This is a genomic window from Okeania sp. SIO3B5, assembly GCF_010692555.1.
GTDB lineage: Bacteria > Cyanobacteriota > Cyanobacteriia > Cyanobacteriales > Microcoleaceae > Okeania.
Window position 1 is genome coordinate 1 of the sequence record NZ_JAAHHG010000506.1, and the last position, 7205, is coordinate 7205.

The 7205-nt window shown below is 34.6% G+C and carries 5 protein-coding genes and 1 pseudogene; 2 read left to right on the top strand and 4 right to left on the bottom strand.

Translation table 11 applies throughout. The features are described 5' to 3' along the window. Positions 1-255: 255 nt before the first annotated feature. Both F6K54_RS36755 and F6K54_RS36760 read right to left on the bottom strand, forming a co-directional pair. Positions 256-633 (bottom strand): SH3 domain-containing protein, encoded by a 378-nt coding sequence (locus tag F6K54_RS36755; protein WP_293088853.1) that lies wholly within the window; start codon positions 631-633, stop codon positions 256-258. Positions 634-749: 116 nt separating this feature from the next. Further along, the gene (locus tag F6K54_RS36760) at positions 750-1139 is read right to left on the bottom strand and encodes a hypothetical protein (protein ID WP_293088855.1); all 390 of its coding nucleotides are present in this window, start codon (positions 1137-1139) and stop codon (positions 750-752) included. 735 nt (positions 1140-1874) lie between these two features. On the opposite strand from F6K54_RS36760, the gene leuB reads away from it, so the two are divergent. Next, positions 1875-2966: a 3-isopropylmalate dehydrogenase gene (gene leuB / locus F6K54_RS36765; RefSeq protein ID WP_293088857.1), complete on the top strand. Its 1092-nt coding sequence runs from the start codon at positions 1875-1877 to the stop codon at positions 2964-2966. Positions 2967-3144: 178 nt separating this feature from the next. Here leuB and F6K54_RS36770 read toward each other — a convergent pair whose 3' ends face one another. Beyond that, positions 3145-3876 (bottom strand): hypothetical protein, encoded by a 732-nt coding sequence (locus F6K54_RS36770; RefSeq protein WP_293088859.1) that lies wholly within the window; start codon positions 3874-3876, stop codon positions 3145-3147. Between the two features lie 472 nt (positions 3877-4348). Between F6K54_RS36770 and F6K54_RS36775 the strand changes: the two genes are divergently transcribed. Further along, on the top strand, positions 4349-5221 hold the full coding sequence (locus F6K54_RS36775) for a fructosamine kinase family protein (protein WP_293088861.1): 873 nt from the start codon (positions 4349-4351) through the stop codon (positions 5219-5221). Between the two features lie 923 nt (positions 5222-6144). Here the strand turns inward: F6K54_RS36775 and F6K54_RS36780 are convergent. After that, a pseudogene (locus F6K54_RS36780) lies at positions 6145-7205 on the bottom strand (hypothetical protein); the annotation flags it as partial.

The window sequence follows — 7205 nt, forward strand, 5'->3', positions numbered from 1 at the left end:
GCCTCCACGTCCGTTTAGAGTTTCCGAGTGCCCCCCGGCAACTTTTAATACTGTAGCATATATTCAATTTACTTGCAAATAAAAAGTCGCCAGCTTATGGGCGAGGCTTTAAACCCAATTTTTCGGTAACGGGGATTTGAGCAACCCTCCAAAAACATTTCGCCTTAAAAGGAAGGGTTGCGCGACCCAATTATTTTGATAAGTAATTTTCCCTTTCCGTTTGTCATGCTGTGCAAACAGCTCCCGCTAACTTCTTCAATTACAATTTGTCAAATATTCTGTCCAAACATATCCTGTAACTGGCTTAATAATCTTTACCCAAAACAAGCCTTCGATACCATCGGCAGTTTCTAACTCTACTGTATCTCCATCATCAACTGTACCAATAATATTACCATTAGGTACTTCTCGGACATTAAGAACAAGACGTTCATTTGTAGAAGAACTTGGCATTGATACTTCACAACTACCAGCAGCAGCTAATAAAAATTTATCATTTTGTTCAGTTAAAATTTGATTTGATATTTGTGATTTATATGCAGCATGGGATGTATTAGTAGAGAAAATTTTTACACCCAAGAAAAAAAGGAAAATTAGAGAGATGATAGTTGAAAATTGTAGCTTAATATTCATTGTTAATCACAAGATAATACTTCAAGATTAGTAGATAAATAATAAAATAAATAAAAACTTAAGCCTAGAGAAATTTTGCTGATACCTAATCAATTTATTTTGTCTAATTGCTATGTTTATGGGAATATTACTCTGCCTCTAAAACCACTGCTGCTTCTCAAAATAAATACTGAACCTTCTTTCTCAACTTTCATACTAGCTCTTCCTCCATTGCTAATTTCTACGCTATAAGTTCCATCAGTAGGAAATTCTCTCATAGAGAACAGAGTTCTTATAGAACCATCCCATTCAATATCAAATTCTACACCAGTATTACTTTTAGTTATTTTAACGTCGCAAGGTCCTGAAGCCCTAATTCGACCATCAAAATCAACTAAGACACAAGCAGCACGCTTTTCTTCAGTTTGAGCCTGAGTTTTATTATTAAAACCAACCAGGCTAACTAAAATAATAGGCAGTGCCAGAATTATCATCAATTTATTCAGCAGAAATAATGGTTTATTCATTTTAAATTAATTAAATTTGACTGGATATTTTATATTATACTCTGTCTAATTTAAGTGAGATTCATCACTGAAAATAAAATTTGTAGTCTTGAACTGAACTTAGATTTCAGATATAGCATTTTGATTTGAGATGTAAACTCAATATCCATATTTAGCAAGTCTTTCAATGCCCTATAACTTTACGAATCATTTGAAAACACAAACACTAGATATTCAAGAATTTAGAATTAAGAATTAAGAATTTAGAATTACTTCTCCTTTAAAAGAAGAGGACTGACTCAAAGGAAAATTTTTCTTCTCTTGGTCGATTGGATATGGTTAGGAAACCCATCCATCCCATCCTAACGGACTGCTCCGCAAACGACCGCTTTTTATCCTCTTAAAAGAGGAGGCTTTCAACCATAATTTTTCGGTAAAAAATTATTACAGCAAAAATATATAATAATTTTCAAATAATCTCACTATAAATGGAAACCAAATTAATAAAAATTAATTACTAGATATGCCCGAAAAATAACATCATATAATCTTGATAAAAAACTAATTTATAGAAATATGGGAATTTCTACTCAAATTGTAATCCACCATTTATCAACCTTTGTTAAGAAGACTTATTATTCTAATTTTCTGTTCCTTAAAAACCAAATATTTCTATTTTATCCCTAATAAAAATTACTATATAGTTAATATTGAGCTCAATCACAAACTCACTCATAGAAAATTAAAACATAGAACATGATGAACTACCGCATTACTCTACTCCCTGGTGACGGCATTGGCCCTGAAATTATGACAGTGGCGGTAGATGTCCTAAAAGTCATTGGTAACCAATTTAATCTTAACTTTGAATTTCAAGAAGCTCCTATCGGTGGAGTTGCCATCGATGCTACGGGAGAACCCCTACCAAAAGAAACTCTCGAAAAATGTCGTAATAGTGATGCCGTACTCTTAGCAGCGATCGGCGGTTACAAGTGGGATAATTTACCACGCCATCAACGGCCAGAAACTGGATTATTAGGACTACGGGCTGGATTAGGATTATTTGCTAATTTACGGCCAGCAAAAATTTTGCCCCAATTAATAGATGCTTCTAGCCTCAAACGAGAAATTGTGGAAGGAGTGGATATTATGGTGGTACGAGAATTAACAGGTGGAGTATATTTTGGCACGCCCAAGGGTGTATTTGAGACAGAAACAGGAGAAAAACGGGGTGTTAATACGATGGCCTATACTGAGTCAGAAATTGACCGTATTGCTAAAGTGGGATTTGAGACAGCTCAAAAACGTGGCGGTAAGTTGTGTTCGGTAGATAAAGCGAATGTTTTGGAAGTGTCTCAGTTTTGGCGCGATCGCATTACTCAAATGTCCTCGGAATTTCCAGATGTGGAGTTATCCCATCTATATGTAGATAATGCTGCCATGCAGCTTGTTCGTTGGCCAAAACAATTTGATACTATTGTCACGGGAAATTTATTTGGCGATATTCTCTCTGATGCTGCTGCGATGTTGACAGGAAGTATTGGGATGTTACCTTCGGCGAGTCTCGGTGCTTCCGGGCCCGGAGTATTTGAACCAGTTCATGGTTCTGCTCCAGATATTGCGGGTCAGGATAAGGCGAACCCTCTGGCACAAGTACTGAGTGTGGCAATGATGTTACGTTATGCTCTAGAGCAACCTGCAGCAGCAGATAAAATTGAACAAGCGGTGTTGCAAGTATTAGATTTGGGTTATCGGACTGGGGATATTATGTCCGAAGGAATGAAACAGGTGGGATGTAAAGAAATGGCAGAAGTTTTGTTGAAAGTTTTGAGTTCGTCAGAGGTATAGGGAAAGTTTTTCCACTATTCATTTATCCCATCTAAATCTTTGATTTAGATGGGAAATAGTTTCTATAAACTTTGTTCACAAAACGCCCCTGACTATTCAACTACTCAAAAAAATTAGTAATGATTTTTTTAAATTGATCCCAAGCCTAAGTAAAACTACTTCCCATTGCCTATTCTGTTTACAAAAGTTTAGCATTGTTAATTAACCAACGATTAGAATTTCTATCCCAAATCAAATTCAAACGAAGAGTTTGCTCTACTTCTCTAGCAGAACTCGACATAAAGTATCGTAATCTAGTATCCACCGTAGAATTATACTCATCTTTTGATACTAAATCAGTTTCTAGTACCTCAACTTTTGCAACTTTAATCCACCAACCTGTATAAGATTCATATCCTTGAGGGTGGAGTTTGGCATTTTTTTGAAGATCAGGAGATAAAGAATTCCAGCCACTTTCATACTTGTAATCATTGATATTGCTGTAGTAGTCTCTGATACCTTGTTCTGGGGAAGTTTGAGGAATGGGAATTATACTCTCAACATTAGTCACAACCTCTGGGGAAGTTTGAGGAATAGGAGTTATACTCTCAACATTAATCACAATCTCTTCTCCATTACTTAATTTTACCTTTAATTTTCCTGTCTTCTGAATTTCTTTAACTTCTTTGTCACTAAGAATTTTAACCTCCTTTATTTTCTGACCATTTTCCTGAATAGCTTCAATCTCCAACTTTTTTCTTTCTACGTTTAGATAGGCAGCCTCAACTTGTTTAGCATTTATAGTAACTACTAAAACGGCTGAAACTGCATTTAAGGTAAGAGTGAATAGTTTCAATTGTGAAGGACTACAGCCACCAAGCATCAGCGATCCTATTAAAAAAAAAGCAGTAATAGATTTATTACGCATCATAACTTTAATTATTAGTTTCTAAATAAATGTTAATTTAGCTTTAAATTATAACAGAAATTACGATTCAATAACTAGATTTTTGGAAAAAAATTTGTGCTATAAAATTTATTGTTTTTCCTTCCGGAAAAAAAGTTTATTAAGGTGAAGTTAAAGAGTTGTTTAAAGACTCATAGTGGAACTTAGGTAAAAAGTGGTAGTATAAATAAATTGGTCTACAAAAAGTCTCATCTAAACTTTGAATTTCTAAAAAATATACAGCACTTCCTGTTACTATCAGGTACACCTATCGTGGGCAAGATGCTTGCAAACAATTTTATCATTCAAACTTGTAGATCATTTATCTGAAATATGCTGTAAAAAATTTACTACTTCACGACTTACGAAAAAGATGAAGTTATACACCATTTGTAGGAGTTAATGACCGTATATATAGTGATTGCGTAAGTCCTTAAATTGTTAAATATAGGAATATATGTGGAAAAAAATTGCTGAACATATCACTCAAGTAACGGCAGAAAATTTTGAAGTTACTAACCATTCTTCAGTTGGAGGAGGTTGCATCAACAGTGGTTATAAACTAACTAATGGCAGTCGCAACTATTTTGTCAAACTTAATCAAGCTTCGCAGATAGCAATGTTTGAAGCAGAAGCTTTGGGGTTAAAGCAAATGTCGGAAACTCAGACTATTTGTGTTCCGAAACCCTTATGCTCTGGAACAGAGGGAAATAATTCTTATATAGTCTTGGAATGGCTAGATTTAGGTGGTCGCGGTGAGGATAAATCTTGGGAAGAGATGGGACGTAATTTAGCAGCTTTACATCACTATCAGGGTAAAAGTGAATTTGGTTGGGACATCAATAATACTATCGGTTCCACACCCCAGATTAATACTTGGAATGCAGATTGGGCAGAATTTTGGGCAGAAAACCGTATTGGTTATCAGCTCAAATTAGCAAAACGTCGGGGTGGCACTTTTCGTCAGAGCGATCGCCTACTAAAAATTATCCCAGAATTATTGGCAGGTCATCAACCACAACCTTCTCTGGTTCACGGTGACTTGTGGGGAGGAAATGCTGGAGTAACTGTAGATGGGGAACCAGTAATTTTTGACCCGGCCACTTATTGGGGCGATCGCGAAGTTGATATTGCTATGACTGAATTATTTGGTAGTTTTCCCAGTGCTTTTTATCGTGGTTATAATCAAGCCTGGCCTTTAGATGATGGTTATCAACAACGTAAAACTCTTTATAACTTGTATCATATTCTGAATCATTTTAATTTATTCGGTGGTGGTTATGGTTCTCAGGCAGAACGTATTATTCAGCAATTAATAATTAATAATTAATAATTAATAATTAGGGTTTGCTGATTAAATTTCAAATAATTACCAGATAAAGGTTTTAGCCTTTTTAGGTATTGAAAAAGTATATGGTTTTCAGCTCTTCATGGTCAAAAAGTTAGCATTTTTAGCGCATAGTTGGGCAAAAAAATTCTCCCCTACTCCTCTACTTCCCTACTCCCCCGCTCCCCTACTCCTTAAAAAGACTTTTTCAGCAAGCCCTAATTAATTATTACTTCGATAGTGAAGACGGAATTGATTGACTCAAAGGAAAATTTTTTCTTGTTTCTTCTTTAAAAGAGAGGCTTTAAACCTTAATTATTCGGTAACAATTGTCAGAATGATTTTTCTGCCCAACTATGAGCCTAAAATACTAACTTTTTGAGTGTTTTAGACTGAAACAGGCGCACTGCAATTCGACTCCAAAAAGGCACTTGTCTTTATGTGTCAATGTTTTTAAATTAGATCGGTCACGCCCTATAATAAGTTTTCTACTTACCGAAATAATTAATAATTAATAATTAAATAATTCTGGTTTAAAGCCTCCCCTTTTAAGGGGAAAAAAGACAATATTCCTTATGTTCAATCCTCTCGGTTTTAACCAGAGGTAATTATCAATTATCCATTAATGAATAGACAGTAATTTTTGGGTATTATTGCTAACAAAAATACTGTAATTTACCGAAAAATTCTGGTATAAAGCCTCTCCATTCATGGAGAAAAAAGTGGTCGTTAGCGCAGCTTCCCGAAGGGTGGGATGGCGTTTTGCTCTGCAACATATAAAGCGGAGCGGCTCTGTCAAGAGCGGGTCTCCTCGCCATATCCAATCGACCAAGAGAAGAAAAAAAAATCCTTTGATCCAATCCTCTTATTTATAAGAAGAGGTAATTCTAAATTCTTAATTCTAAATTCTTAATTCTTGAAAAATGTCACTCACCGGATTTATTTTCTGTTTGTGGAGTTGGAATTAGCTCTTGAATTGGCTTTACCAATTCTGGTAATCCATCTGGATATAACTTAGGATAAATAATCAGCAAAATAATACCAATAATAGAAGAGATTAAGATGAAAATAATTTGCCCATTCTGCATCCAAGTCAAGAAATCTAAAAATCCAAATTTTTTAGTTTCCTCTCTTTTTGGCTGAGGGGATATTTTTGGTTGAGAAGAATTTGCTGTTACTTTTCTTTTTCGCTGAGGGGATATTTTTGGTTGAGAAGAATTTGCTGTTACTTTTCTTTTTCGCTGAGGAGATACTTTTGGTTGAGAAGAATTTGCTGTTACTTTTCTTTTTCGCTGAGGAGATACTTTTGGCTGAGGAGAATTTGCTGTTACTTTTCTTTTTCGCTGAGGAGATACTTTTGATTGAGGAGAATTTGCTGTTACTTTTGCTGCAATCTTACTTTTATAACCCAATACATTTCCCACAACATTTCCATTTTTATTTTCAATCTTCCTGCTTTGGTCATTGACAAATTTTTCAGCTATAGTTTGACTGCCAATAACATCATTATCATTAATATTTATTACTGAATCAGTATAATTATTTATTGTATAGTTTGTAGAATCTTTAGGCTGTACAAAATTCCTACTCCTATCTTTGTCTATTGCATCATCAATTAAACTTTGGATATTAACTTCATAATAGGGCGGATTACCGCATTCAATTGTCATTTTGCCATTATTAAGCCGTTCTTTTAATTTATCAAATTTGTAGAAGTGAGGATTCTGACTATTATTACAAGTTTTACAATTACAAGGAATTAATTTATTATATTTGAGTCGATTATTGTATGAACCATGAATTTTATCCAATTCGTGACTCACAATAGTGATTAAATCCCGTTTTTGTTGCCCATAAATCCTAATTTTTATTTCTCTCTTACCGTAATATTCAATTATTTCTGCTCTGGCTTTATTTTTCTTGAGAATAACTCCACTTTTCCAAACATATTTTTGCTCCTCAATATCCTTGTGCATCGCCACAATAA

What these genes read in the sequence shown, in the direction of transcription:
- F6K54_RS36755 (WP_293088853.1), bottom strand. Translation starts at nt 633, where the DNA reads ATGAATATTAAGCTACAATTTTCAACTATCATCTCTCTAATTTTCCTT.
- F6K54_RS36760 (WP_293088855.1), bottom strand. Translation starts at nt 1,139, where the DNA reads ATGAATAAACCATTATTTCTGCTGAATAAATTGATGATAATTCTGGCA.
- leuB (WP_293088857.1), top strand. Translation starts at nt 1,875, where the DNA reads ATGATGAACTACCGCATTACTCTACTCCCTGGTGACGGCATTGGCCCT.
- F6K54_RS36770 (WP_293088859.1), bottom strand. Translation starts at nt 3,876, where the DNA reads ATGATGCGTAATAAATCTATTACTGCTTTTTTTTTAATAGGATCGCTG.
- F6K54_RS36775 (WP_293088861.1), top strand. Translation starts at nt 4,349, where the DNA reads ATGTGGAAAAAAATTGCTGAACATATCACTCAAGTAACGGCAGAAAAT.